This window comes from Mongoliibacter sp., assembly GCF_007692705.1.
GTDB lineage: Bacteria > Bacteroidota > Bacteroidia > Cytophagales > Cyclobacteriaceae > Mongoliibacter.
On the sequence record NZ_REBN01000087.1, the window covers coordinates 1 to 22,347 of the forward strand.

The following is a 22,347-nucleotide window of genomic DNA, read 5'->3' on the forward strand; positions in this document are numbered from 1 at the left end:
GGTGAGAATTTATAAGCAGACACCATAAAGATAATCAGAGGCTTAACCTTGTCGCTTCGACGACGTAGGAGGAGAAATCTTATTGATAAACTGATTAACTGATGAACTGATGAATTGACGAACTGATGAAGGAGTTAACTGCTCCTTTTGGAAATTCGGTTTTGAGTATTTCATTCGCAATAATTTGGTAGATTGTATGGATCAAAAGAACCACAATCATGAAAACCTATCAAATCTTATTTCTTTTCTTACTGCTAAACGTACCTATTACGCTTTTTTCGCAGTCAAAAAGTATCCAAAGTAAAGCTGCACTTCAGGAAGTGGCTGCTAATCAGCTGGATGAAAATCTCAAAACAAGGCTGGATAAAATAGACAGGATGTTAAATGCTTCAATTGAACGAGGAGATGTACCGGGATTGGCGGTTTTGATTGCAAAAGATGGTAAAATCATTTACCACACTGCCAAAGGAAAAGCCGATGTGGCTTCCGGAAAAAACATGGAAAAGGATGCCATCTTCCGGATTGCTTCTCAGACCAAAGCCATTACCTCTACGGCAGTGATGATTTTGTGGGAGGAAGGGCATTTCAGGTTGGATGATCCCATTTCCAAATGGATTCCGGAGTTCAAAAACCCTAAGGTCCTGCAGCAATTCAAGTATGCAGATACGAGTTACACCTCGGTTGCGGCCAATAAAGAAATCACCATCAGACATCTCTTGACCCATACTTCCGGATTGGGTTATGGGATGATCGATGGAGATGAACGTATGAAGATGATTTATCAAAAGGCAGGTATTGTGGACCTGTACACCACTGAAAATACCAGCATAGAGGAAAATATTAAGCGATTGGCAACACTTCCGCTGCACCATCATCCAGGTGAAAAATTCACCTATTCTGAGGGTTTGGATGTCCTGGGTTATTTTGTGGAAATCATCTCAGGAAAGCCTTTTGATAAATTTTTGAAGGAAAGGATTTTTGATCCGTTAGGTATGGAGGACACCTGGTTCTATTTACCGGAAAACAAACAGGATAGGCTGGTGACTGTGCATAAAAAAGAGAACGGTAAATGGCTCCGTTATTCGGGAACTTACTATGATGCAGATTATCCAAAAACAGGAGCCAAGCGCTTTTTCTCAGGAGGGGCCGGACTTTCAAGCACTGCCAAGGACTATGCCTTGTTCCTTCAGATGTATTTGAATCAAGGGGAACTGAATGGGAAAAGGATTCTGAGTCCGCTTACGGTGCAGACTATCATGGCCAATCAGATCGGAGACCTATGGTCGGGGGCCAAACATTATGGCTTAGCATTTGGGGTAGTAACTTCTACAGGGGTAGCTGAAGGGGGAATAGGCAGTGAGGGGACTTTCGACTGGGGAGGATACTTCAATACCCAGTATTTTGCGGATCCTGAGTCCAAGATCATTGGCATTTTGATGAAGCAAACAAGGGATTCCCCCAATGAAGATACAGGTTGGAAATTCAGGCAGATGGTGTTTTCATTAGTGGATTAATCAGTTGGCGATAGCTAAACTTTTTGGTGTAATTGTTTCTACCCTTGATAATTACATGAAATAGAGCCTACCTACCGGATATACAGGCATAAGGAAACTTCACACACTGGGATGATTGTAAACCATGCGAAGATTCCATATGTCAATTGAAAAACAAATTATAAACACATGAAAAATAATTTTCTAAAAGATTAACCAGAATTACATTCTAATTCAATGCTACCCTCATGCAGTCTGAATAATCCAGATTTTCACTCTCTTGTAAATACTGAATTAAAAGGTCGGTCGTCTGGGCATATAAAATTTCTCCCTGATCTTGCCTTTGAAAATTATAGGTAGTTCCTATAAAACTGTTCATCGCTACTCTATACTTTTTATTGGGATCCAATGGGTCTCCATTTTCTAACTTTAAATCCAAACCTAAATAATTCCCATGACCATCCCTGTTTACGGTATACTGCAAGCCAGAAGGTAGGAGGTCGATTAAGCCAGTGTTGGCAGTTCTGGTTTTAATAAGGTTTATTATTTCTTCTTTATTTAGCTCCATGATGACCACATTGTTTCTGAATGGGTCAAGAGTAAGAACATCGCTAATTCTAACAGGTCCTGAAGATAATTCCTGAAGCCGAATTCCCCCAACATTTTGGAAAGCGATATCCACATCCAGGCCAAACTTTAAAGCATCTGTCATGAGGCAGCCTAATTGGAACAAGCCGGAAATTGGTTTTTCAAGTTCAACTACTACATTTTCCAAAATGGGATTTGACAAAAAGCTTTGTATCAGTTCCTCCAAACCCTGATCTGATTCATGAAAGTTTTCCAAGGAAATAAGCCTGTTTCTAGTAGAAACAAGTTTTCCATTTCTAAAACCAAGCACTGTTTTGCCTACAAATTTCAAATTATCCCCGGCTTGGGTGATCAGAATGCCGTTTTCATACTTTCCATTTGGAATTTGAGTGTGGGAATGTCCCCCAATGATTAAATCTAAATTGGAGGCTTGCCTAACAAAGGCCAAATCATTTTTAAGCCCTAAATGAGTTAATCCTATAAGCGCATTATTCTTGTTTTTCAAGTCTATCAAATCTTCGGAAGCTTTTTCTGCTGGGATAAATTCCAGACTCCCCAAATTGTCAGGCCTGGTGGACGGTAATCCATTGGCTCCGGTTTGAATGAAACCGACAAATGCCAATGAAATGTCCAAATCTTCAAAATAGAATTCTTTGTATGGTTTCACGTCAGTCAAAAATTCGTTGGGTTTGACATTCGCTAAGATCATAGGGAAATTTGCTTCCGATATCCGTAGATTTAAAATATCTAATCCATAATCAAAATCATGATTTCCAATTACAGCCAGATCATAGCCTACGAGATTCATTAATTCAATCATCGGCGCTCCTGGCTCATCTGCATAATCCACATAGGGGTTTCCGGAAAAGAAATCTCCTGCAGATACAAGTATTAAATTTTGGTTTAAACTTCTTTCTCTTTCTATCAATTTATGGAGCTTGGAGAAAGGCTCTATTTTAGCATGCTCATCGTTTGTATGAAGGATTACCACTTCTACAAGATCCTCTAAAGGTCGGTCATCTTCTGTAGGTTCTTTGCAGGAGAAAAAAACAAAAACAAATAAGGACCATAAAAAAGGTTTAAAATAATTTCTAAGCATTTTTTCAGGATTTTGAATACGTTTAAAGCTACGGTGTTTTAAGAAAGTAGATTTAGATGAAATAGAAATTTATTGAAATTTCTGCTATTTGGTTCAGGAAGCTCTTAGTAGGGAAGCAATCCCAAACTGAGATACTAATAAATTTAAACCATCAATCCGTGAGTGAGACACTCACGGCAGCGCAGCATTTACAGAAAGGAATTGACAGTTGGAGTTCGTCATTCTAATCCGTCTCGGCGCAGAGGAATCTCCTACCTTTTAAGCTAGGAGACCCTTCACTGCACTCAGGGTGACGACCCCGAAAATCATGTCAATGGTAGCCACAGTGCAGCCATCAGCGAAAATCAGCGGTATCAGCGGTATCAGCGGGACAATTTAATGCCTAAGACACTGTTTCAAGCTTTGGGATTTAATAATGGGTATTTGAAAAACCACCATCTGTGTTTATCTGATTTATCTGTGGTTCTTTTATTTTCATAAACTCCGGTTTTAAATAATTAACCACAGACCCACACAGATGATAGCAGATCGCTTCGCTTTGTGTTTGATCGAACAGGTGGGTAGTTATAAAAACTTTATGAAAAGCAAAGGAAGCATGACCATTGGAATAATGGTGGATAATCATATCCACCAATATCCCAGTATCAATAAATATCTACTTAATATCACTTCAAAATCTCTCTCGAAATCACCAATTTCTGTATCTCAGAAGTGCCTTCTCCGATCGTACAAAGCTTGGAATCTCTATAATACTTTTCTACCGGATAATCCTTGGTAAAGCCATAGCCACCGAATATCTGTACAGCTTCATTGGAAACTGACACGCAGACTTCTGATGCAAAATACTTGGCCTTAGCTCCAGCTAAAGTCACTTTTTCACCTCTATTTTTCAAATCAGCAGCCTTAAAGGTCAGCAATTTTGCTGCTTCCACCTGCGTAGCCATATCGGCCAATTTGAAGGAGATCGCTTGAAACTTGCTGATTGGTTGGTTGAATTGCTCTCTTTCTTTGGAGTATTTGATAGATTCTTCCAAGGCTCCTTCAGCTATACCCAAAGACAATGCTGCAATGGAAATTCTACCTCCATCAAGGATCTTCATGGATTGTATAAAACCATCTCCAACTTCTCCGAGTACCTGGCTTTCGTGGACTTTACAGTCTTCAAAAATCAATTCCGCTGTTTCAGATGCTCTCATGCCAAGCTTATCTTCTTTTCTGCCTCCTCTAAATCCAGGAGTGCCTTTTTCAATGATAAAAGCTGTCATACCATGAGAATCGCCTACTTCGCCTGTTCTTGCTATGACAACGGCCACATCTCCAGAAACACCGTGAGTAATGAAATTCTTGGCACCATTGATAATGTAATGATCTCCGTCTTTAACGGCTACAGTTCTCATATTTCCGGCATCTGAACCTGTATTGGGCTCTGTTAAACCCCAAGCTCCAAGATATTCACAGGTGGCCAGTTTGGGCAAGTATTTTTTCTTTTGCTCCTCATTGCCAAACATCATGATATGTCCGGTACAAAGTGAGTTGTGGGCAGCCATTGAAAGCCCTACAGAAGGATCTAGTTTGGAAAGCTCAACGATGGCAGTCACATATTCAAAATACCCGAAACCCGAACCTCCATATTCTGTGGGTACCAATACACCCATCAATCCTAATTCACCTAGTTTTTTAAAAAGTTCTACAGGAAAATGCTGCTTATCATCCCATTCTTTTCTAAATGGTGTGATTTCCTTTGCTCCAAAATCCCTGATCATCTGGGCGATCATCTGTTGATTTTCATTGAGCTCAAAATTCATCATGCTAATTATAATTTAAGTTTATTTGGGTTTAATCTTTCCTAAATATACAAACTTCCTTTGTATGCTTAGGGTTTGTAAAAAGCTCCTTAAAATTCCCTGGATTTATCATTCCTGTCTTTTGAAAAAGAAACGCATGATAGTCTTTCTTCTTTATGGTAGAAAAAATTGCTAGTAAATGATTAGACTTAATTAAAATTCTGTTTCTAAAACATAGAATTATTTTTTCAAAATTATATTAGGGGAGAAATATATCCACGAAGCGGAATTTATCACCGTCAAACAAGCCTTTGTCACTTAGTTTGAGTTCCGGGATCACCAATAATGCCATAAAGCTTAATGTCATAAATGGAGACTTAAGTTTTGAGCCAAGGTCCCTGGACATTTTGTCGATTTCTGTGTAAGCAGCGGCTACCTCGTAGCCATCTTCAGGAGACATAATACCACCAACTGGGAGAGGAAGGAGCATTTCTTTTTCACCGTCTACAGCCGACACCCCTCCTTTTGCTTTTATCAATAAATTGACTGCCCTGCAAATGGACTCATCGTCAACGCCTACAGCTATGATATTGTGTGAATCATGTCCTACAGATGAGGCAATAGCCCCTTTTTTGATACCGAAATTCTTGATAAAAGCCACAGCGGGCTTTGCGTTTTCGTACCTGTTGACCACGGTGATTTTGAGAATATCCTCTGCTACATTGGATTCTGCGAAACCATCTTTGATTTTTATGGTTCCCGAAGCAGCTGGCGTGATCAATTGTCCGTCTAAGGCTTCTATTACCCTGACTTTATTGCCGGAAGCAGTCAGTTTGAAGTCTGCAGGGGATTTAACTTTTGCTTTAAAATTATTGATGACGTTGTTTTTAACACTTGGAATGAGGCTTGACCCATTTTCAGCTACCTTTTTTCCGTTGATAAAGGTTGCCTTGACGATGAATTTTTTCAAATCCTCCACGAGTATGAAATCAGCCGGATCTCCAATTTTTAATGTCCCAATTTTCAGTTTGTAATGTTTAATAGGAGTAATGCAAGCGGCTCGGAGCACATCATACAGGTTTTTTCCTTTTGCGACTGCTCTGGCTACCAATTCATTGATATGACCTACCACCAGATTGTCCGGGTGTTTGTCATCCGAACAAAACATAACCAATTTAGGAAACACATCAATGATGTCAATCAAAGCATCAAAATTTTTGGCAGCACTGCCTTCCCGAATTGCAATTTTCATCCCCAACTTGGCCTTATCCAAGGCTTCTTCATAGGTAAAACACTCATGGTCTGTACTGATACCCGCTGAGGCATATTTTTTTGCCATTTCACCTTTGAGACCAGGGGCATGACCATCTACTGGTTTCCCGTATTTTTTGGCCAAAGCAATCTTTTCCATAACGAGGGGGTCTCGATTGACTGTCCCTGGCCAATTCATCATTTCGGCTAGGTATACGATCTCTTTTCTTTCTAACAAAGTGTTAATATCTGATGCGGTAATTTCAGCACCTGCCGTTTCAAAAGGAGTTGCTGGCACGCAAGAAGGAGCACCGAAGTAAAATTTGAATGGCACTTGATTTCCATTATCGATCATGTAATTCACGCCTTCCATCCCGCATACATTTGCGATTTCATGTGGGTCAGAAATAGTGGCTACCGTACCATGGCATACTGCCAGTCTGGCAAATTCCGAGGGGACCAGCATGGAGGATTCCACGTGCACATGTGCATCAATAAACCCTGGAAGAAGAAAGGGTAAATCAGCCGGCTTTTGTAATTTCCTTACAGAAGCAATTGTATGGTCAACAACTTCAATTTCAACAGGGTATATTTCTCTTTTGTCAATGTCTACAAACTGCCCTGATATTCGGAATGATTCCATAAATAGTATATTTTAAAAGCTTGGTTTTCAAATCTCGACAATAATCTTAATTATCCTTACAATGTCTCGCATTACGTGTAATTGGAGAAGGATTTAGATTTAAAACTACTATATTTGCGCCTGATTATAAAGCAAGGACGACTTTTATAGATGCAGAAAATAGTGATTGCAATAGATGGATATTCCGGATGTGGCAAAAGTTCCACTGCCAAATCGGTGGCCAAGCAACTGGGCTATACTTATATAGATTCCGGAGCCATGTACAGGGCTGCTACACTTTATTTTTTGAATAATAATGTAGATATCAGCAGTCCACAGCAGGTTAGGAATTACCTAGATAGTCTTGATATTACCTTCAGACCTAATCCAGAGAGCAAAGATCAGGAAACATACCTGAATGGAGTCAATGTGGAGCAAGAAATCCGAACTATGAAGGTCTCTGATTACGTTAGTGAGGTAAGTAAATTGAAAGAAGTCAGGAATGAGCTTGTCTCCCAACAGCAAAAAATGGGAAGGGAAAAAGGCGTAGTAATGGATGGAAGAGATATTGGAACAGTAGTGTTTCCTGAAGCCGAGTTGAAGGTGTTTATGACAGCAGATCTGAATATCCGTGCAGTAAGAAGGCAGAAGGAACTTCAGGAGAAAGGGTCAAAAATAGCTTTAGAGAAAATTATCCAAAACCTTTCGGAAAGAGATAAAATAGATTCCGGCAGAAAAGAAAGCCCCCTCATTAAGGCAAATGATGCCGTAGAAGTGGATACAAGTCACCTGCAGTTTGAAGAACAGGTAAATCTCATAGTGGAATTGGCCTACAAAAAGATTGCCGTAAACCAAGATTGACATGGAAGTAGTTATTGATAAAAATTCGGGTTACTGTTTTGGGGTTGAATTTGCTATCAAAATAGCAGAAGACGAAATGGAGGTCTCAGACAAGCTTTATTGTTTGGGGGACATAGTCCATAACGATATGGAAGTAAGAAGGCTAAGTGATAAAGGTTTAGTCGTGATCGACCGTGAGCAACTCCGCGGCCTCAGTGACTGCAAGGTACTTATCCGGGCACATGGTGAGCCTCCAGAAACTTACAGGACAGCAATTGAAAACAACATAGAGTTGATCGATGCTTCTTGTCCTGTAGTGCTGAAATTACAGCACAGGGTCAAAACGGCTTTTGATAAAATGGAAAGGGAAACTGGCCAGATTGTTATCTATGGCAAAAAAGGCCATGCAGAGGTGATAGGGCTGACAGGTCAAACTTTGGAAAAGGCCATCGTAGTGATGGAAGACAAGGATCTCGATAAAATAGACTTTTCCAGACCAGTCACACTTTTTAGTCAGACTACCAAGAGTACAAAAGGATTTTACGAGTTGAAAGGTAAAATCGAAGAAAGAATCAGAAAAGAAAAGGGAGAGTTGAGTGAGGTTGATTTCAACGCGAATGATTCTATATGTAGACAGGTTTCCAACAGAGAACCGCAATTGGCGAAATTTGCTGCTGAAAATGATGTGATCATTTTTGTTTCAGGTAAAAAGAGCTCAAATGGAAAAGCTTTATACCAAGTCTGTAAGGGAATCAATGAAAGGAGTTATTTCGTAGAGAACGAAACAGAGTTGGATTTGAGCTGGTTTGAAAATGCTGAAAAAGTTGGCATATGTGGGGCTACTTCCACGCCTATGTGGCTGATGGAGCGTGTTATGCAACACATTCATTCTCTGGAGGAAGGGATGTTGATTTAGATTACTCAGCCCTCTAAAATTGGCTAATTGTAATTTCAAGGCCAATCCTTTCGTAAATATTACCAAAATTATCTTCTATTAACTGATCTATTTTATTAGATTTGAGGCGTTTTTCAAAAGACCATATATTTCAAAAATCATATGTCAAAAACTGTAAAGCTTAAGAAAGGATTCGATATTAAGCTCGTAGGAAAAGCTGAAAAGCAGCTTGAAAACTTCAGTCCAGCTAAAACTTTTGCTGTTAAGCCTACTGATTTCATCGGTATGCAGAGACCAAAAGTGTCTGTGAATGAAGGTGATACTGTTAAAGCCGGAACTCCGATTTTGTTCGATAAAGCATTGGATAAAGTGTTATATGTAGCACCTGTTTCCGGTGAAGTGGTAGAGGTAAAAAGAGGAGAAAAGAGAAAGCTTCTCGAAATCAAAATCCTTGCGGACAAGGAAATAAGCTACGAAGAGTTTCAAAAATATACGGAATCCTCTTTGCAGTCACTCGCTAAAGAAGAGGCGATCAAACAAATGACCCAAGGTGGTGTTTGGCCTCAACTTATACAAAGGCCATTCGGTGTTGTTGCCAATCCAGAAGATAGTCCAAAGGCTATTTTTATTTCTGGTTTTGATACACATCCGTTGGCTGCTGATACAGGGTTTGCCCTTCAAGGGGAAGAAAAGTATTTCCAGGCAGGGGTTACAGTGTTAAGTAAACTTACTTCGGGAAAAATTCATTTGAATCTCAATGCAGAAGGGGAAGTTCCTTCAGTATTTTCAAATGTAAAAGGTGTTGAAATCAACAAATTTTCCGGACCACACCCAGCGGGTAATGTGGGCATTCAAATTCACCATATTGACCCAATAAACAAAGGAGAGATAGCATGGACTATAAGTCCTTTTGGTGTAGTTCAGATCGGAAAATTGTTCGTTGAGGGAAGGTATGATGCAACCAAAGTAATTGCCATTACCGGCTCTGAGGCTAAAAAAGCTGTGTATACCAAAACCATGATTGGAGCCTGTGTAGATACCTTGGTTCAAGGTAATCTTAAGCAAGAACATGTAAGAGTAGTTTCAGGAAATGTCCTTACAGGTGAGAAAATAAACAGAGATGGATATTTGGGATATTATTCCAATGAAATCACCATTTTACCTGAAGGAGATTACTATGAATTCTTAGGTTGGATGAAGCCGACTACAGAGAAGTTGAGTTATCATAGAGCTTTGGGTCTTCTTTCTTTCATCAATCCAAATAAAGAATATGTTTTGGATACTAACGTTAGGGGAGAAGAGAGAGCTTTTGTCCAGACAGGAGTCTTTGAAAGCGTAACCCCAATGGATATACTTCCTGTGTATTTGCTTAAGGCAATAATGGCAGAAGATTATGATGAAATGGAAGAACTCGGTATATATGAAATTATTGAAGAGGACTTGGCACTTTGCGAATTTGTCGACGTTTCCAAACACCCTGTTCAGGAAATAGTTAGAAAAGGTATAGATTTAATTCAATACAGTTAATTAATATGAAGTTTCTAAGAGATCTGTTGGACAAACAGAAACCGCTTTTTCAAAAAGGTGGAAAGTTAGAGCAGTTTTATTATGCATTTGAGGCAGGGGAAACATTTTTGTTTTCACCTAACCACACGAATGGTATAAAAGGAGCTCAAGTAAAAGATGCAATTGACTTGAAAAGGATGATGATTACTGTAGTGGTAGCCATGATTCCTTGTTTGCTATTTGGTATTTACAATACCGGACACCAGCACTTTTTAGCAGTAGGTCAAACAGCAGGGTTGTGGGAAGATTTTGGTCCTAAATTATTATTAGGCTTAGAACTTGTTCTTCCAATAGTAATTGTAGCTTATGCTGCAGGTGGGCTTGTTGAAGCAGCTTTTGCAGTTATAAGAAAACACCCAATCAACGAGGGTTTTTTGGTGACAGGAATGTTGATTCCATTGGTTGTTCCGGCAACTTTGCCATTATGGCAAGTAGCATTGGCGACCATTTTTGCAGTTGTAATTGCGAAAGAAGTCTTTGGAGGTACAGGGATGAACATCCTAAATGTAGCCATGACAGCAAGAGCTTTCTTGTATTTTGCTTACCCGATGCAAATTTCAGGTGATCAAGTATGGACTTATCTGGGAGATAAAGCGCCAGTTGATGGTTTTTCAGGAGCAACTGCCTTAGCGGTTGCATACAATGCAGGTTTGGAAGGAGAGACGGTTACAGCCGCATTATCCAGTCATAATAGCGAAGTTCAGCAAGGCCTTTTCAGCTTTTGGAATTTATTTGTAGGATGGGTTCCCGGATCTATAGGTGAAACATCAACTTTGATGGCTTTGGTAGGAGCAGCGATTTTGATTGGTACGGGAGTAGCAAGTTGGAAAATTATAGTCAGTGGTTTTGCAGGTGCATTTTTAATGGGCTTGGTCATGAACCTATTGGCGGTAAATGAGTATATGTCAATGGCACCTGAATACCATTGGGTAGTGGGTGGTTTGGCATTCGGCGTAGTGTTTATGGCTACTGACCCAGTGTCTGCTGCACAGACAGAAACAGGAAAATGGATTTATGGTCTCATGATAGGTATCCTAACGGTGATTATTCGTGTAACGAATCCTGCTTATCCGGAAGGAATTATGCTTGCCGTTCTTTTCATGAACGTCTTTGCGCCGTTAATAGATCACTATGTAGTAAAAGCAAACAAGAAAAGGAGGTTACAACGTGCAACAGTCTAACGCTTATATTATCACATTTTCAGTAATTCTTACAGTAGTGTTGGGATTGCTGTTATCAGGAACATCCCAAATCCTGGGTCCGATACAGAAAAAAGCTGTTGAATTGGATACAAAGAAGCAGATTTTGGGAGCTGTTTTGGATGCCGAAACCATTTCAAAAATGTCTTCTGAAGAAGTTCTAGAATACTATGGAAAAAGGATTTCATCCAAAGTTGTAGACATCAATGGTCAAGAGATTGAAAAAGACAGTGATGGTAATCCGATTGTAGCTGAAAATGTTGACATCGGTAAAAACTACAAAAAATCACCAGAAAATAGAGAGTATCCTTTGTTTATTTTCCATGAAGAGGGCGATGAAGATTCAGTAGAATCATTCATTATCCCAGTGTATGGATCTGGACTTTGGGATAATATCTGGGGCTATGTAGCACTTCAAACTGATGTTATCACTATTAAGGGTGTAACCTTTGGACACGCAGCTGAAACACCAGGATTGGGGGCAAGAATTACCGCAGGTAATGTTCAGGCAAGATATGATGGTAAAAAGATTTTTGATGATGCAGGTGAACTGGTTTCTGTAGCAATGCAGAAAGGGGAAGGAAAAGACTATTCCGGTGATCCGCATAAAGTAGATGGACTTTCAGGAGCTACCATCACAGCTAACGGCGTCAACGATATGTTGAAAAATTACCTTAGCCACTACAAAGAGTACCTAAAAACCAAGAAGTCAACTGGTAATTCTGAGGTTGCTTCAATAAATTGATTTTGAACGTTTCGTAAAACATGATATAATGAGCACGGAAACAGCACAAACGACGGAAGTGAAACAGCCTGCTGAGGCGCTTTTGTCGAAAAGAAGAAAGAAATTTATAACAGACCCATTGGTAGACAATAACCCGATAACCATTCAGGTATTGGGGATTTGTTCAGCCTTGGCAGTTACTACCCAGATGCAACCTACACTAGTGATGGCCATCTCGGTGATCTTTGTAATGGTAATGGCCAATTTGACAATATCTTTATTAAGGAATACAATTCCTTCAAGAGTAAGGATTATTGTTCAACTTGCTGTTGTTGCAACCTTAGTAACTCTGGTAAATGAAATATTGAAAGCTTTTGCTTTCGATATGTACAAGGAATTATCTGTATTTATCGGCTTGATCATTACCAACTGTATCGTAATGGGTAGACTTGAGGCATTTGCTTTGGGCAACAAACCTTACGACTCCATTTTGGATGGATTTGGTTCTGCCTTGGGATATTCCTGGATCATATTGGCTGTTGCTTTCTTTAGGGAATTGCTAGGTTCAGGGTCTGTTTTCGGAGTACCTGTATATGAAACTGTCTCTGGTATATTTGGAGAAGAATTCAGTCTGGCGACCAATGGCTTGATGGTTTCTCCTGTTGGAGCATTCATCATCTTGGGTCTGATCATTTGGGTACAGCGTACCAAAACCGGTTATGTTGAACATTAATAATTATTGAACTATGGAATTATTTAGCCTCGCAATAAAATCAATTTTCATTGATAACATGGTTTTTGCTTACTTCTTGGGAATGTGTTCATTCCTGGCTGTATCCAAAAAGGTAAGTACTGCATTGGGTCTTGGAGCCGCTGTAATTTTCGTACTGACAGTAACAGTACCAACAAACTGGCTTTTGAACGAGTATATACTTAAAGAAGGTGGCCTGACTTGGTTGGGTGAGTCATTTGCGACAATTGATCTTTCTTTCTTAAGATTCATTATGTTTATTGCCATCATCGCTGCAATGGTACAGTTGGTAGAAATGGTGGTAGAAAAGTTTGCTCCTGCACTTTACGGTGCTTTGGGGATTTTCCTTCCTTTGATCGCGGTAAACTGTGCGATCCTCGGTGGATCTCTTTTTATGGCAACAAGAGATTATACTTTAGCTGAAGCCAGTGTTTATGGTTTTGGATCAGGTGTAGGTTTCTTTTTGGCAATAGTAGCATTGGCTGCTATCAGAGAAAAACTGAAATATTCAAATGTACCAAATGGCTTGAAAGGATTAGGCATCACCATGCTCATCACAGGACTGATGGGTATCGCGTTTATGTCCTTTATGGGTATCGATCTTTAATAAGAAATCCTAAATTATAAATAGAAGCCTCAGGAGAAATCTTGAGGCTTTTTTAATTAATGGACTGTAGTTCTTTTCTTAAGATGAGCAAGTCTTGCAACATGCCCTCAGTAAAAGAAGCAAGCTGCTCAAGCATAGATGCTCGACCTCTAAGCTGAGTGGCGTCATAAGTTCCTCCATTCGAGAAAAAAAGATCCTTGTTTTCTTCAATTAGGGTATCAGACCATGAAGCCATCAATTGATCTCTTATGTTTAAATTCCCTTCTTCCCGCTTGACATGATTCACGTAGGCCCAGATATGGTCAGGAATTGATTCACACCATTCCTGCTCCTTCGAAAACTCCTTCAGAATATTTACTGGATGTTCTATATCCACCGTGTATGTTATCGATCTTCCCCAAACATTGAGGTAGATTTGGGTTAATGAAGCACCAATTCCTATAAGTTGTCTGGTGGTATTTCCTTGGGCCCAAAAAAGAATAATTGCTGCTCCAGCGATATTCGCTGATGCATCCAGGATAATACCTGAAACTGTTTTTGTACTGCTTCTGCTGTTACTAATGTTTTCTAAATGCCAGGCAAGCTGGTTAAATTTATCCTCCTCACACCTCAATGCAGAAGAAAATGCCTGCACCTCTAGTTCTATCAAAGTTATTTCATTGATGGATTTCTGGAGGTTTTTGAATTTGGTAAGCTCATCATCAAACTCGTGATTTAAAACCGTTTCTATTTCTTCTGTGAGTCCTAATATCCGTATGAAAAAAAGGGAGTTCTCCGAAAAATTGTCATGTGCTTTTTGAGAAAAGTCATCTACCTCAAAGCTTTCTGGAGAGGATGTAGGCTTAAAGTCGAGTATGTATTTATAGCAGGATTCCTCAAGTCCTTTCATAGGGGAGTCTATAGATCTGACGGTCTTGCAGGATGCCAATAAAAATAATGCAAAACACAACATCAGGTATACTCTTGGAGAATTAGCCATTTCTTGTTCTTATATTTAAGCGTTATTATTTAAAAACTCTTTATTGCATAATTTTATTATAATGTAAAGATTGTGCCGATTTTGCTGAAGCCAGTATTCGTCTATTGCAGAAAGAAGTTCTAAGGTTTATATTCCTGCCAACCCCAATCAGATTATTGGCAGGTCAGTAGATATAAAAATTATAAATTATGGGAAAAAATGTGTCTTTTACATCAAAAAGATTTATCACTTACTTTTTAAGAGGACTGCTCTTTGTTGTGCCTATTGCTTTGACCGTATATGTCATCATATTGATTTTAAGGTTTCTTGATGGAATTATTCCTATTCCCGTTCCTGGCTTAGGAATTCTTGTTATGTTCAGTTTTATCACTTTTATGGGCTTTTTGGCCAGTATTTTCGTTACAAGGCCCTTATTTGACCTTTTCGAAAGATGGATGTTCAAGCTTCCCTTAGTCAATATCCTTTATACCAGTATCAGAGATTTGATGTCTGCCTTTGTAGGAGATAAGAAGAAATTTAATACCCCAGTGATCGTTAAGCTTTCAAACAACATGTTTAGGTTGGGTTTTATTACCCAAGACAACTTGAGTATATTGGGTGAGCAGGGATTAGTAGCCATTTATTTCCCACATAGTTATAACTTCTCAGGAAACCTGTATTTGGTACCTAAAGAGAATGTTAGGGTATTGGAGGATGTGAAAAGTGCTGATGTAATGAAGTTTATCGTTTCAGGAGGTGTTTCTAAAATAGGTGGAAATGCCAATGGTATGGAAGAATAATACAGCGTTGCGAGTAGATAAGTGCCAATCGAAATATTTTTCTTGTCTACTACAGGTTACATGGATAAATTACTCTTTCTTAGCTCTGTTGAGAGAAAATATATACATTGAAACTGAACTTGCCTGAGGCAAACAGTCATGAGAAATATCTCAGAAAAAGAAATGCTGCTATAGCTATCTGGGTGGAGAGATTCCATAGCCTGCCCCGATCCATCGGGGTGACCTCTTAACAACAAATTATAAACACATGAAATTTTAAGCTTATGAAAAGTACTTACTTTCTTGTTTTGGTATTCTTAATTCCTATCCTGTCTTTTGCCCAAAAGGGGGAATGGATTCCACTCTTTAACGGTGAGAATTTAGATGGCTGGAAAATTTCTGAAAATCCCGATTCTTTTGAAGTAGTCGATGGGGTGATTAAAATTGATGGCCCTAGAGCTCATGCTTTCTATGTTGGGGAGGTCAACAGTGCTGATTTTAAAAACTTTGAATTTAAAGCTGATGTTATGACCATGCCAAAGGCCAATTCCGGAATATTTTTTCATACAGAATATCAGGAAAAAGGTTGGCCAGATAAAGGTTATGAAGTGCAGGTCAATCAGACGCATAGTGATTGGAGGAAAACAGGAAGTTTATACTCTTTCAATGACGTAAAGGATATTTACGTGGAAGATAAGGAATGGTATACGCAGCACATTATTGTCAGGGACGACCATGTTACTGTGAAAATCAATGGAGTGACAGTAATGGAATATGTGGAATCAGAAGATGAAAACCGTCCGGAAAATGCTGGTCAGAAGAAAATAGATAGAGGTACATTTGCACTTCAGGCTCATGATCCCGAGAGTGTAATTTATTACAAAAATATTATGGTGAAAGTGCTTCCCTGACCGTAGATCGGTAAAAGCCAGTAAATACCAAATTGAAAAAGGCCATGAAACTTAGTTTCATGGCCTTTTTCAATGGTATATGAGATTTAAAGTTGTGCGTCAAGTTTTTGAGCCAAAACAGCTTTTGGAACTGCTCCAACTTGTTTGTCTACAATCTGTCCACCTTTGAAAAACAATAGGGTAGGTATGCTTCTGATACCAAACTGGGAAGCTACTGCAGGATTGGAATCTACGTCTACTTTTCCGATAACTGCTTTGCCTTCATAATCTCCAGCCAGTTCTTCTACTATTGGACCTATCATTTTACAGGGTCCGCACCATTCTGCCCAAAAATCAACCAGAACTGGATGCTCTGAATTCATGATTTCCTCAAAATTTGCGTCAGTAATTTCTATTGCTTTTGCCATTGTATGTTGTTTTTATTGATGTTGCTTGATTTTTCAAATATAATACTAAAGTAGAATAGGGAGTAATAAGTTCCGATAGAGGCTTGATTTTATTGAGGAAAAATGTTTTTGTCTCTGATATATAGGTAGTTTGGAGGATTGTTTGGTTTGACTTCAGTCCAAGGTATGTATTATCATAGGATGACCTTCTCATAGAGCCATACCATTGAAGGGGTTGAATCTTCTTCTGCCTACTTGCATACCTATGGCACGACATACTGTTTTATCCCCGTATTTGGTATTGAGCCTATCCAATGTCTGATACAAGCTAATCTGTTCCTCCGTATCCTCAAAGAGGTTGATTTGATAATTGCCGTGTACCAGGCTGCTAAAACGTATTCCTATTAAACGGATAAGAAGTCTGCGGTTGTAAAGCTTTCGGAAGAGCTCCTTCACGATGTCAATGAGGGTATGATCTGCTGAGGTATAAGGGATTCTTTTTTGTAGGCTATGTGTATCAAAATCCGAGTATCGGATCTTGACACTGACACAGGCTGTCAGCTGCTTTTTTTGTCGGAGTTTTGTTCCCAATTGCTCTGTCATGGTTATCAGGTGGGACTCCAGTAGCTTGATATCTATGGTGTCTTGTTCAAAGGTATTTTCGGAAGAGATGGATTTTGCTTCGGAGTATGGTGTGACCAATGAACGGTCTATTCCATTTGCTTTCTCCCAGATCACACGTCCATTTTTGCCAAACGTAGCCTCAAGCAATTCAGAGGGCATGACTTGTAATGTGCGGACTGTTTTTACACCCATATTGTATAGCGTATGGGAAGTTTTTTCTCCTACCATAGGAATTTTCCTGATAGAGAGTGGTGCCAGAAAAGGTTTCTCATTTCCGTGAGGGATTTCCCGGGCATTATTAGGCTTAGCTTCCCCTGTAGCTACCTTGGATACAGTCTTATTTTCTGAAAGTCCCAGAGAAATCGGGAGTCCTGTTTCTTTTAATATCCTTTCACGCAGCTCACGGGCCATTTTGAAGCAACCAAAAAAACGATCCATACCGGTATAGTCTATATAAAATTCATCTATTGAAGATTTTTCAAACAGTGGAACATCTTCACGGATGATTTCTGTTACTTCGATAGATTTCTGACTGTACTTTTCGAAATCTCCGCGAATGATCATGGCTTCTGGGCAGAGTTGACGTGCTGTACGCATAGGCATGGCCGAATGTATCCCAAACCGTCTCGCTTCATAGCTGCAGGAAGCAACCACCCCTCTGTCACCACTTCCTCCTATAAGTATGGGTTTTCCATTGAGTTTGCTGTCATAGAGCCGCTCTACCGATACAAAGAAGGAATCCAAATCCATGTGCACAATGTTTCTTTGCATATTGTTAATTATTTTAACATTTTAATGTTTATAATTTAAACATACTTTTTTATATTTGGATATGGTTGGCTACAGTATTGGGACGATAGGTGTCGCTTTGTGTATCAAGTGATCCATAAGGGAGATCACCCCTAGAATTCTGTAGTCAAATGAAATGAACTAACCCCTTTCTTGTATGCACTTACATTCCAACCTTAAGTTTTTACGCAAAAAGAAATCCCTGACCCAGGAGACCTTGGCCCAGGCCTTGGGTATCAGCAGGTCTAAGCTGGCAGGATATGAGTTGAATATCAATCCTCCCTTGGAAACCATCCTTTCTATTTCTGATTATTTTGGAGTGTCCATAGATGTGCTGCTCAGAAAGGATTTGGAGAATATGTCCGAGTATAAACAGAGGCAACTTCTGGAGACTGATCAATTCCTGCATGGCAGGAATCTCCGCATCCTGACCACTACAGTAGACGCAGAAGGCCGCGAGCTCATAGAAGTAGTTTCACAGCGCGCCAAAGCTTCTTATTTGGCGGGGTTTTCAGATCCGGATTTTATCGAGGAGCTACCAAGGTTTTCTCTTCCTTTTTTGCCGAAAGACAAGAAACACAGGGTTTTTCAAGTGGATGGAGACTCTATGTTGCCGATACCGGATGCAGCTTGGATCATATGTGAATATGTAGATGACTGGACTGCGGTCAAAGATGGAGAAAAGTATGTGGTAGTGACCGAGCAGGATGGCGTTACCTTCAAGATTGCTTATAATCAGATCAAGGATAAAGAAAGGTTGTTGCTCTGTTCGGGGAATCCAATATATAAACCGTTCTACGTATCTATTGCAGATGTAAGGGAAATATGGCGCTACCGCTTGATGATGGTCTGAACAACAGCCAAAAAATAAGTAGCTTTGATCGATTTTTATTTTCTGAATGCAGATACTATTTCAGGGAATAATACTACTTTGCAGTACTGATGTAATTCTCGATTGATCGCCTGATTTTTTAGAATCGATAAAATAATTGACATTTTTGAAGACAAAAAAGCATCGGGTTCGTTGTAAGAGTATTCGCTGTAATGGTAGCGTATGGATTGTTTATTGAAATAATGAGTGTTAACCTTAAAATGTCAGTAAATATGAAGAAAGAATATGCGGTGATGGATACCCCACTTGGCAATGTTAAGGTCGAGGCTTGGGATGGCTATGTTGTAAAAATGAAATTTACAGATGAGCCGGAAACAGACGGGTTTTTGGACGATGTCCTCATGGATGTCAGAATTCAACTTGGGTTGTATTTTCAGGGAAAACAAAAAACCTTTGATGTGCCTGTGGCATTAGGAGGTTCTGATTTTCAGCACAAAGTATGGATGGAGGTAAATAAAATACCTTTTGGCACCACGAGTACCTACGAGCAGATTGCTAAAAATCTGGGCAACCCAAATGCAGTTAGGGCTGTAGGAACAGCCATAGGAGCCAACCCCATTTTGATCATGATGCCTTGTCATAGAATCATAGGCAAGGATGGTCAGCTTACCGGTTATGCCGGAGGGATATGGAGAAAGTCCAAACTGCTCGAAATGGAGCAGAAAGATAAAGTTGGAAAGCAGGTAACGATGGAGTTTGAGAATTAATTATAGCGGTCTAATGGCCGCTTTTTTTATGCTTTTTAGATATTATAATGAGTCTTTTTCAGGTAATTTGTGAAAGATAAATACTAACGCACATGAATCAGATCCAAGTTCTCGATTACAAGCCAGAACTTCAGTCTTATTTTGAAGATATCAACAAGCAATGGATAGCTGAGTTTTTTGCTTTGGAAGAGTTTGATAGACTACAATTAGAAAAGCCTGAAGAGTATATTATTTCCAAGGGAGGTACTATCATTTTTGCACAGGAAAATGATAAGGTCTTGGGTACAGTTGCACTTTCCAAGGTAGGGGAGGGGATTTATGAAATGATCAAAATGGGAGTTAGCCCAGAAGCCCGGGGTAAAAGGCTGGGATACTTTTTAGGACAGCAGATTTTGGAAAAAGCCAAACAGATGGGAGCACAAAAAGTAATACTTTATACCAACTCAAAATTAGGTCCTGCTTTGTCTCTCTATAAAAAACTTGGTTTTAAAGAAACTGAAAAAGAGTGTGGTAAATATGATCGGTGTGATATCAAGATGGAAATAAAGCTATGAAGAATAGGGAAATCAAAATCCGAAATGGAAGCATTGAGGAGGTGGTCATGCTCAGTCAAAAGGTGCCCGAGTTTTTTCAGCCATATTCAGAAATTACTTATCATGAGCGATTGACTGATCGCCCCCACCTCATTCTGATAGCGGAGGTAGACGGGGAATTGGCAGGATTCAAAGTCGGTTATCAATCTAAAATTTCCGGAGTTTTTTATTCTTGGATGGGAGGAGTGTTGGCTTCTTACAGAAGGATGGGTATAGCGAGCAGGCTGGCTGAGACCCAAGAAGCATGGGCCAAAAACCACGGCTTTCAAAAAGTACAGTTTAAAACAAGAAATAACCTGACCAAGATGATCCATTTTGGACTTAATAGAGGGTTTATGATTGTTGATTTGATCAAAAAAGACCAGGTCAAAGACCATAGAATAGTAATGGAAAAACTACTCTGATCAGGCTTCTTTGAATTCCACTTTACTGATGATATCCATAGTTAAATGTAATACTACAGCAACAACTATTGCCATGCCCAAGGTAATGCCCAGTATGCCGTAAACTACTTTTTGGGATATAATAAAAGTGAATAAGCCAGCTGCCAAAGAAGGGAGAATTCCGAAAAATGCTACCCCACCAATTATCAGTGGACGAATCAATTTCCTGTCCCAGCCTTCTTCAAAGCCAACATGTGTCACCAGGGTAATGCCAAATCCTGTCAAATAGAAAAACTGCATGATCAAGGGGAATAGGATTAGTAAGCCCCAACTCAATCCAGCTATCAATACTGTCGGAACGATTAAGATGACGGAGAAAATAAGCGTTTGGTAAACATCCAACTTAATCATGTTCCAGAATTTGCTGGTCCAGGAGTCCGGGATCAGAATAAAATAAGGCTTTTTCATATCTCCTATATTGGTGCGGCCCATTCCGGCAAAGAAATAAATAAAAATCAGCATACCCATGTAGCCATAAATCACTTTGTGAGAGAACCAGTCGAAATTAGATAAAACAGCGAATACTACTGCCAATGCGCTGAGCATTAGTCCATATAAACCAAAAAGCGGATGGAAATCCTGTCTGCTACTATGTACATAATTTCTCCAATACAAGGCTGTAGCACCATATCCGAAGTTTTTCAGATCAAGTTTTTTCTTTAAGTTGAGGCTTCCTGCGGATTCGGACGCTTGGGATTTTCTGGCTTTTTCTTTGACCTCCTCTTTTGATTTGGTTGACTCAAGTACGTCTTCATAATAGTGTCCGGCATGCGTGATCACTTGCTGCACAATCAAACCGAAAGTGAGCAGGTAAATGCTGATAAATCCTGCAACAATCCAAATGTTTTCATGACCAAGGTATGTGATAATTGCCCTGCTCCAGCCTACCAATGGGAAAAAATCAAACCAAGGAGAACCAATCCAGGCAAACATTCCCTGCCAGAATTTTTCGGTCATCAAGCCAGGAATCAATATCATCATTGCAAGTACTAGGCCCAGTCCAAATACCCCCCTTTTGATATATTCCAAAATGCCGTATTTGGTTTGAAGTGTGTAGATTAGAAACCGAATAGGAGATAGAATAAAGAAAAACATCGTAATGCCAATGGCCATGATGAGAATATTCCAAGTATTTAGCTCAAAGACATCGTTCAGCTGTGCAGTACTGTAAATGATAAAAAGCAGGGATCCTCCCAATGCAGGGAAAATGGAGCGGACCATGTAGTATATCAATATATTGGATGCAGCCACTGGTCCTGTAAATAGCAAGTTAACATCAGCCATACTGAAAAAACTGATATTTTTTTTAGTGGCCCTATAAAGTTGGAACATCAGGAATAATAAAGCTATCAGTGTTAACCCACCACTGATGTTTTGTACGGCAAAGTTGACTTGTTCGATTTCCCCGGCAACACTCTGCAAATCTTCAATTTGTCCTGCATCTATTTCTCCTCCTTTATTGCTTCGTCGAAAATAGAAAAAACTGAAGTATCCCAAGATAAAAACATAAGGGAATAGCCTCAGGGGGTTTTTTAAAATAAGTTTGAGATTGTTGATCAGGACAAAAATATCTTTCCTGAACAAAAGCTTGATTTCATTCATCTTTGGTCAATTCTAAAAACAAATCCTCCAAACTTGAGTCATCAGTAGCACTGAATTGGCTTTTAAGGTTACTTAGGGTATCATTACCGACAATGTTTCCGTCTTTCATGATCATGATCCGGTCCGCGATGGTTTCTACACTGTCTATCAAATGGGTGCTGACCAGAATGGTTTTCCCCTTTTCTTTCAGTTCTTTGAATACTTTTTTGGTGTTTTTGATGGCCTTAGGGTCAAGGCCTATCAT

Annotated in this window: 21 protein-coding genes and 1 pseudogene; 14 read left to right on the plus strand and 8 right to left on the minus strand. The window is 39.5% G+C overall.

Features of this window, described 5'->3' with window-relative positions; translation table 11 throughout:
* Nucleotides 1-218 precede the first annotated feature (218 nt).
* Complete coding sequence (locus EA341_RS02880) at nt 219-1,514, plus strand: serine hydrolase (RefSeq protein ID WP_293011181.1); 1,296 nt, start codon at nt 219-221, stop codon at nt 1,512-1,514.
* 208 nt (nt 1,515-1,722) lie between these two features.
* On the opposite strand, the gene EA341_RS02885 is transcribed toward EA341_RS02880, so the two are convergent.
* The 3 genes from EA341_RS02885 to ade all read right to left on the minus strand — a co-directional run bounded on the left by EA341_RS02885 (nt 1,723) and on the right by ade (nt 6,858).
* The gene (locus tag EA341_RS02885; RefSeq protein WP_293011182.1) at nt 1,723-3,180 is read right to left on the minus strand and encodes a bifunctional UDP-sugar hydrolase/5'-nucleotidase; all 1,458 of its coding nucleotides are present in this window, start codon (nt 3,178-3,180) and stop codon (nt 1,723-1,725) included.
* A 665-nt stretch (nt 3,181-3,845) separates the two neighbouring features.
* Entirely contained in the window at nt 3,846-4,985 is a 1,140-nt protein-coding gene (locus EA341_RS02890) for an acyl-CoA dehydrogenase family protein (RefSeq protein ID WP_293011200.1), read from the minus strand.
* 238 nt (nt 4,986-5,223) lie between these two features.
* The gene (gene ade / locus EA341_RS02895; protein ID WP_293011183.1) at nt 5,224-6,858 is read right to left on the minus strand and encodes an adenine deaminase; all 1,635 of its coding nucleotides are present in this window, start codon (nt 6,856-6,858) and stop codon (nt 5,224-5,226) included.
* A 150-nt stretch (nt 6,859-7,008) separates the two neighbouring features.
* On the opposite strand from ade, the gene cmk reads away from it, so the two are divergent.
* From cmk to nqrE, 7 genes are all read left to right on the plus strand, one after another.
* Nucleotides 7,009-7,698: a (d)CMP kinase gene (gene cmk, locus EA341_RS02900; RefSeq protein ID WP_293011184.1), complete on the plus strand. Its 690-nt coding sequence runs from the start codon at nt 7,009-7,011 to the stop codon at nt 7,696-7,698.
* Between the two features lies 1 nt (nt 7,699).
* Nucleotides 7,700-8,593, plus strand: coding sequence for a 4-hydroxy-3-methylbut-2-enyl diphosphate reductase (locus tag EA341_RS02905; protein WP_293011185.1), 894 nt, complete (start codon nt 7,700-7,702; stop codon nt 8,591-8,593).
* 141 nt (nt 8,594-8,734) lie between these two features.
* Complete coding sequence (locus EA341_RS02910; RefSeq protein WP_293011186.1) at nt 8,735-10,099, plus strand: Na(+)-translocating NADH-quinone reductase subunit A; 1,365 nt, start codon at nt 8,735-8,737, stop codon at nt 10,097-10,099.
* Nucleotides 10,100-10,104: 5 nt separating this feature from the next.
* Nucleotides 10,105-11,319, plus strand: coding sequence for an NADH:ubiquinone reductase (Na(+)-transporting) subunit B (locus EA341_RS02915; RefSeq protein ID WP_293011187.1), 1,215 nt, complete (start codon nt 10,105-10,107; stop codon nt 11,317-11,319).
* Nucleotides 11,306-12,082, plus strand: coding sequence for an NADH:ubiquinone reductase (Na(+)-transporting) subunit C (nqrC, locus tag EA341_RS02920; protein WP_293011188.1), 777 nt, complete (start codon nt 11,306-11,308; stop codon nt 12,080-12,082). The genes EA341_RS02915 and nqrC overlap by 14 nt, the downstream gene beginning before the upstream one ends.
* A gap of 28 nt (nt 12,083-12,110) precedes the next feature.
* Nucleotides 12,111-12,794 carry an NADH:ubiquinone reductase (Na(+)-transporting) subunit D gene (locus EA341_RS02925; RefSeq protein WP_293011189.1) on the plus strand — a complete coding sequence of 228 codons (684 nt, stop codon included), beginning with the start codon at nt 12,111-12,113 and terminating at the stop codon, nt 12,792-12,794.
* Nucleotides 12,795-12,807: 13 nt separating this feature from the next.
* Nucleotides 12,808-13,419, plus strand: coding sequence for an NADH:ubiquinone reductase (Na(+)-transporting) subunit E (nqrE, locus tag EA341_RS02930; RefSeq protein WP_293011190.1), 612 nt, complete (start codon nt 12,808-12,810; stop codon nt 13,417-13,419).
* A 52-nt stretch (nt 13,420-13,471) separates the two neighbouring features.
* Here nqrE and EA341_RS02935 read toward each other — a convergent pair whose 3' ends face one another.
* On the minus strand, nt 13,472-14,398 hold the full coding sequence (locus EA341_RS02935; protein WP_293011191.1) for a hypothetical protein: 927 nt from the start codon (nt 14,396-14,398) through the stop codon (nt 13,472-13,474).
* Between the two features lie 200 nt (nt 14,399-14,598).
* Between EA341_RS02935 and EA341_RS02940 the strand changes: the two genes are divergently transcribed.
* Both EA341_RS02940 and EA341_RS02945 read left to right on the plus strand, forming a co-directional pair.
* Nucleotides 14,599-15,177 carry a DUF502 domain-containing protein gene (locus EA341_RS02940; RefSeq protein ID WP_293011201.1) on the plus strand — a complete coding sequence of 193 codons (579 nt, stop codon included), beginning with the start codon at nt 14,599-14,601 and terminating at the stop codon, nt 15,175-15,177.
* A 263-nt stretch (nt 15,178-15,440) separates the two neighbouring features.
* Entirely contained in the window at nt 15,441-16,067 is a 627-nt protein-coding gene (locus EA341_RS02945) for a DUF1080 domain-containing protein (protein ID WP_293011192.1), read from the plus strand.
* 86 nt (nt 16,068-16,153) lie between these two features.
* Here EA341_RS02945 and trxA read toward each other — a convergent pair whose 3' ends face one another.
* Both trxA and dinB read right to left on the minus strand, forming a co-directional pair.
* Nucleotides 16,154-16,474, minus strand: coding sequence for a thioredoxin (trxA, locus tag EA341_RS02950; RefSeq protein ID WP_293011193.1), 321 nt, complete (start codon nt 16,472-16,474; stop codon nt 16,154-16,156).
* Nucleotides 16,475-16,663: 189 nt separating this feature from the next.
* Nucleotides 16,664-17,848 (minus strand): DNA polymerase IV, encoded by a 1,185-nt coding sequence (gene dinB, locus EA341_RS02955; protein ID WP_293011194.1) that lies wholly within the window; start codon nt 17,846-17,848, stop codon nt 16,664-16,666.
* 175 nt (nt 17,849-18,023) lie between these two features.
* Between dinB and EA341_RS02960 the strand changes: the two genes are divergently transcribed.
* From EA341_RS02960 to EA341_RS02975, 4 genes are all read left to right on the plus strand, one after another.
* Entirely contained in the window at nt 18,024-18,719 is a 696-nt protein-coding gene (locus EA341_RS02960; protein WP_293011195.1) for a LexA family transcriptional regulator, read from the plus strand.
* A gap of 251 nt (nt 18,720-18,970) precedes the next feature.
* Entirely contained in the window at nt 18,971-19,465 is a 495-nt protein-coding gene (locus tag EA341_RS02965) for a methylated-DNA--[protein]-cysteine S-methyltransferase (protein ID WP_293011196.1), read from the plus strand.
* Nucleotides 19,466-19,557: 92 nt separating this feature from the next.
* The gene (locus EA341_RS02970) at nt 19,558-20,019 is read left to right on the plus strand and encodes a GNAT family N-acetyltransferase (RefSeq protein ID WP_293011197.1); all 462 of its coding nucleotides are present in this window, start codon (nt 19,558-19,560) and stop codon (nt 20,017-20,019) included.
* Nucleotides 20,016-20,462 carry a GNAT family N-acetyltransferase gene (locus EA341_RS02975; RefSeq protein WP_293011198.1) on the plus strand — a complete coding sequence of 149 codons (447 nt, stop codon included), beginning with the start codon at nt 20,016-20,018 and terminating at the stop codon, nt 20,460-20,462. Before EA341_RS02970 ends, EA341_RS02975 begins: the two co-directional genes overlap by 4 nt.
* On the opposite strand, the gene EA341_RS02980 is transcribed toward EA341_RS02975, so the two are convergent.
* Both EA341_RS02980 and EA341_RS02985 read right to left on the minus strand, forming a co-directional pair.
* Nucleotides 20,463-22,103: a putative ABC exporter domain-containing protein gene (locus EA341_RS02980; RefSeq protein WP_293011199.1), complete on the minus strand. Its 1,641-nt coding sequence runs from the start codon at nt 22,101-22,103 to the stop codon at nt 20,463-20,465.
* Nucleotides 22,096-22,347 (minus strand): annotated as a pseudogene (locus EA341_RS02985) (ABC transporter ATP-binding protein); the annotation flags it as partial. The gene EA341_RS02980 and the pseudogene EA341_RS02985, both read right to left, overlap by 8 nt.

Bases quoted from the DNA above. Each gene is read 5' to 3' on its own strand.
- EA341_RS02880 (WP_293011181.1), top strand. From the start codon at position 219: ATGAAAACCTATCAAATCTTATTTCTTTTCTTACTGCTAAACGTACCT.
- EA341_RS02885 (WP_293011182.1), bottom strand. From the start codon at position 3,180: ATGCTTAGAAATTATTTTAAACCTTTTTTATGGTCCTTATTTGTTTTT.
- EA341_RS02890 (WP_293011200.1), bottom strand. From the start codon at position 4,985: ATGAATTTTGAGCTCAATGAAAATCAACAGATGATCGCCCAGATGATC.
- ade (WP_293011183.1), bottom strand. From the start codon at position 6,858: ATGGAATCATTCCGAATATCAGGGCAGTTTGTAGACATTGACAAAAGA.
- cmk (WP_293011184.1), top strand. From the start codon at position 7,009: ATGCAGAAAATAGTGATTGCAATAGATGGATATTCCGGATGTGGCAAA.
- EA341_RS02905 (WP_293011185.1), top strand. From the start codon at position 7,700: ATGGAAGTAGTTATTGATAAAAATTCGGGTTACTGTTTTGGGGTTGAA.
- EA341_RS02910 (WP_293011186.1), top strand. From the start codon at position 8,735: ATGTCAAAAACTGTAAAGCTTAAGAAAGGATTCGATATTAAGCTCGTA.
- EA341_RS02915 (WP_293011187.1), top strand. From the start codon at position 10,105: ATGAAGTTTCTAAGAGATCTGTTGGACAAACAGAAACCGCTTTTTCAA.
- EA341_RS02925 (WP_293011189.1), top strand. From the start codon at position 12,111: ATGAGCACGGAAACAGCACAAACGACGGAAGTGAAACAGCCTGCTGAG.
- nqrE (WP_293011190.1), top strand. From the start codon at position 12,808: ATGGAATTATTTAGCCTCGCAATAAAATCAATTTTCATTGATAACATG.
- EA341_RS02935 (WP_293011191.1), bottom strand. From the start codon at position 14,398: ATGGCTAATTCTCCAAGAGTATACCTGATGTTGTGTTTTGCATTATTT.
- EA341_RS02945 (WP_293011192.1), top strand. From the start codon at position 15,441: ATGAAAAGTACTTACTTTCTTGTTTTGGTATTCTTAATTCCTATCCTG.
- trxA (WP_293011193.1), bottom strand. From the start codon at position 16,474: ATGGCAAAAGCAATAGAAATTACTGACGCAAATTTTGAGGAAATCATG.
- dinB (WP_293011194.1), bottom strand. From the start codon at position 17,848: ATGCAAAGAAACATTGTGCACATGGATTTGGATTCCTTCTTTGTATCG.
- EA341_RS02960 (WP_293011195.1), top strand. From the start codon at position 18,024: ATGCACTTACATTCCAACCTTAAGTTTTTACGCAAAAAGAAATCCCTG.
- EA341_RS02965 (WP_293011196.1), top strand. From the start codon at position 18,971: ATGAAGAAAGAATATGCGGTGATGGATACCCCACTTGGCAATGTTAAG.
- EA341_RS02970 (WP_293011197.1), top strand. From the start codon at position 19,558: ATGAATCAGATCCAAGTTCTCGATTACAAGCCAGAACTTCAGTCTTAT.
- EA341_RS02975 (WP_293011198.1), top strand. From the start codon at position 20,016: ATGAAGAATAGGGAAATCAAAATCCGAAATGGAAGCATTGAGGAGGTG.
- EA341_RS02980 (WP_293011199.1), bottom strand. From the start codon at position 22,103: ATGAATGAAATCAAGCTTTTGTTCAGGAAAGATATTTTTGTCCTGATC.